This window comes from Ulvibacter litoralis (genome assembly GCF_900102055.1).
Taxonomy (GTDB): Bacteria; Bacteroidota; Bacteroidia; order Flavobacteriales; family Flavobacteriaceae; genus Ulvibacter; species Ulvibacter litoralis.
This window is the reverse complement of the sequence record NZ_FNBA01000034.1, coordinates 1-3,040: the sequence shown is the minus strand read 5'-3', so window position 1 is coordinate 3,040 and position 3,040 is coordinate 1. Positions and strand designations below refer to the sequence as shown.

Genomic DNA, 3,040 nt, shown 5'->3' with positions numbered 1-3,040 from the left:
TTGAATGAAGTCAAAGAAGATGAGATAAAAAGTGTGAATGTAAATATGATAATTGATAAAAATGTATCTCAAAGTTATATTGATTCACTAAAAAGCATTATCAAATTTACAGGAGTAAATAGCATTTATAGAGTTTATAAAAATGATTCCATCGACTATAAAGATAATTTAAGTTGGTATGGAATCTCTGAATAAACAACTGTAGGTAACACTGTATAATAATCATAGCTTTTCCATAATTACAGAATGTTTAGTACTTAAAATTCACTATTTTAGTCATCGGAACAATACGTAACGCTTGTCCTTCTGAGTCTCACGCAGCTCCGAATAATCGGAACTAAATAAAGAACTAAAAAGGTGTCGCCGCTTCAAGCCGCACACTGCGCCAAGCGCTAAAATTATTATACAAACCCGTTACCCATAATTAAAAAAAACATCGTGACTAAAGAGAAACACCTTTACCGATTTTTATTTCTTGCGTCAATTTTTCTATTACTGATTAACGATTTATACTTGAAATTTGAATATCACAATTATCTGACTGGAAAACTATCAGATATTGCTGGATTATTTGCTTTTCCATATTTCTTCAGTTGTTTCTTTCCGAAAAGGATAAAACCAATTTATATTTTAAGTGGAATTTTATTCGTGTTTTGGAAATCGGAATTTTCACAACCAATGTTTGATTTTGCTCACTCATACGGAATCGGAATAAACCGAACAGTAGATTACTCGGATTTAATGGCTTTGTTAATTTTACCAATTTCATATTCTTATTGGAATAAAAGACAAATAACCACAAAAGAACCGAATAGAATATTTAAACCGATAATCATAGCAATTTGCAGTTTCAGTTTTATTGCAACAACTTTAGCCGCACATATTGAAGAACTGAATTTAAAATCAGATTTTGAAACGACATTAAATTACGATTTAGAAACTGTAAAAAAGGAATTAAGAATTTATCACGACAGTATTGTTCCAATTGGTTCATACAAAATTAATTTGGATGATAAAAAAGCGGAGATTTGGACTAAAATATCTTTGAGAAAAATTGATAGTACTAAAACACAAGTTTCTCTTGACAATATTCTTGATTTTAAAGTGCAAGGTACAGGAGTTATTTTTTACAGCGGAATTGACGAAGATGATGTTGAGTTTATGAAAAATCTGACTAAAAGTGAAATAGAACAATTATTTGAAAAGTCGATAAACAAAGAGTTTGTGGAAAAATAACTATGGGTAACACCGTATACTAATCATTGCTCTTGAGGTAACTAGAAGTATATTCATTACAAATATTTGACTATATTGGTTTCTGAAAATTCGAACTCGCTTGCCTTTCTGAGTCTCACGCGGCTCTGAATAATTGGGACTAAGAAGTGTAGTTTGAACTCGTCGCCGCTGCCAGCATCGCGCTGCGCCAAACGCAACAATTATTATACAAACCCGTTGGTTGTAATTAAATAACATATTAATAAAAACTAAAAATTATATGAGATTATTTTTCTTTTACATTGTAACATTTTTTATTACGTCCTATTCTTTTTCTCAGGAATTTACAACTGAAAAAGGCGGACATTGTTACACTTTAGAAATTCCAAATTATTTAACAAAGACATATGACCTAAATGATTCAGCGACGTTACAATATAAAAACACTTTAAAAGAAGCCTATATAATTGTTATACCAGACTCCAAAGATGAATTGACTTCTCTAGGAACAACTTTTATTGATTCAAAAGAATTTCTCAACTTTTTTATTAAGGATTACCAAATTGAATCTAAAAATAGAACTATAACTGATGTCGTTGAATTCAAATCAAATCAGAAAAAACACGCCCAAGTCGAAATGACTTTTAATGTAAATGAAAATGATTTCTACATGCTAATTACAACAGTTGAGACAGAGACACATTTTTACAAAATATTATGCTGGACTTTACTTGAAAACAAGGATAAATTTAGAGATGATTATATTAAAACTGCAAAGTCACTTAAAGATTAAAAACTACAACCAACAAAGTATACCAATCATTGCTCTTGCGTTAATTTTACAATAATTTCTACAAATATTTAACTATATTGGTTACTGAAAAATAACGTTACGCTTGCCCTTCTGAGTCTCACGCAGCTCTGAATAATTTGGAACTAAAAAGAGAAGTACGAACTTGTCGCTGCTGCCCTCAGCGCGCTGCGCCAAACGCAACAATCGTTATACAAACCCGTTGGCAAACATTTGAAAATTGAGCTCAAAACTAAATTTCATTATAATATTAATAATAATTTCTTTTATTTCATCCTGTATGTCAAAAGTTGAAATGATTAAATACATTCCTTCTACAGCACGATATCATATATTTCATCCGAAAGATTATATCATAAACGAAGATAAAGACGGAATTGTGACAATAACTTCGCCGAATGGAGAAACGAATATGACTCTTTCTGGATATGAAGCAAACGGAGAAGTTGACTCGAAAGTCTTAACTGAATTTATGGCTGAAGTAACCAAAGGATATGAATTGCAAACTGAACCGGAATTAAAGGAATTCGGAAACGGATTAAAAATAAGCGGAAAATATAAAAAGGATGGAAATGATTGGCTCTGGAAAATATTCTCTGAAAATAAAGCTATTGTAATTGTTTCGATTAATGGAGATGGAATTTTAAGCGATGAGGAAATAAAACTGATTGAATTTATGCTCGACAACTTTGAATTATACTCTGAATAAAAAACGATTTGCCAACACCGTATATTCCCCATCGCTTAATTTTGAACTAAGAGAAAACTCTCAATAATTAATTAACTATATTAGTCATACGAAAATTACGTTACGCTTGTCTTGCTGAGTCTCACGCGACGAAGTCGAATTAGGAACTAAACTAGAAAAATGAACGTGTCGTCGCTTCAAGCCTCACACTTCGCCACGCGCAACGAGCAATATACAAACCCGTTGGCAACAATTAAAACACAACTAAACTGAAAGAATATTATAACGTACTTGACTCTGGTTATGAAGTTTTTGGATTTGCAGCT

At 31.4% G+C, this 3,040-nt stretch carries 4 protein-coding genes; all 4 read left to right on the top strand.

All coding sequences use genetic code 11. The features are described from left to right. The coding region (locus BLQ00_RS17735; protein WP_217629444.1) for a hypothetical protein at positions 1–195 on the top strand (195 nt) is incomplete at its 5' end. Positions 196–438: 243 nt separating this feature from the next. Next, a complete protein-coding gene (locus BLQ00_RS17225; RefSeq protein WP_175445489.1) occupies positions 439–1,236 on the top strand; it encodes a hypothetical protein in 798 nt (265 codons plus the stop codon). Between the two features lie 259 nt (positions 1,237–1,495). Beyond that, positions 1,496–2,008 carry a hypothetical protein gene (locus BLQ00_RS17220; RefSeq protein ID WP_093145558.1) on the top strand — a complete coding sequence of 171 codons (513 nt, stop codon included), beginning with the start codon at positions 1,496–1,498 and terminating at the stop codon, positions 2,006–2,008. Between the two features lie 298 nt (positions 2,009–2,306). After that, entirely contained in the window at positions 2,307–2,735 is a 429-nt protein-coding gene (locus BLQ00_RS17215; RefSeq protein WP_139149457.1) for a hypothetical protein, read from the top strand. Positions 2,736–3,040: the final 305 nt, after the last annotated feature.

What these genes read in the sequence shown, in the direction of transcription:
- BLQ00_RS17220 (WP_093145558.1), top strand. Translation starts at nt 1,496, where the DNA reads ATGAGATTATTTTTCTTTTACATTGTAACATTTTTTATTACGTCCTAT.
- BLQ00_RS17215 (WP_139149457.1), top strand. Translation starts at nt 2,307, where the DNA reads ATGTCAAAAGTTGAAATGATTAAATACATTCCTTCTACAGCACGATAT.